The 239-nt window shown below is 25.1% G+C and carries 1 protein-coding gene; it reads right to left on the bottom strand.

Annotated elements, in window-relative coordinates; translation table 11 throughout:
- Positions 1-6 precede the first annotated feature (6 nt).
- The coding region (locus tag Q5762_RS39565) for a hypothetical protein (RefSeq protein WP_315897158.1) at positions 7-239 on the bottom strand (233 nt) is incomplete at its 5' end.

The raw sequence follows: 239 nt of genomic DNA, 5'->3' as shown, positions 1-239 counted from the left end.
GTTTTTTTATTGAGCATTGATGTACCAAATTATTAAATTTAATAACAATGCTAATAAAACTAAAATAAACCTTATAATTTCTATTTTTAGACTTGAGCTAATTATTTTCTTTTGCGGTCGGAATGTTGGATTAAGTGATTTAGCATTATAGTCTAACGTATCACCAAACAAACTATCTGTTGGCATTAAAAAAAATAATAATATTGAATAACATATTGTTAACACTACTTCAAATGGGG

Origin of the sequence: Streptomyces sp. P9(2023), assembly GCF_032436795.1 — a bacterium.
Lineage (GTDB): Bacteria > Actinomycetota > Actinomycetes > Streptomycetales > Streptomycetaceae > Streptomyces.
This window is presented reverse-complemented; position numbering and strand designations above follow the sequence as displayed.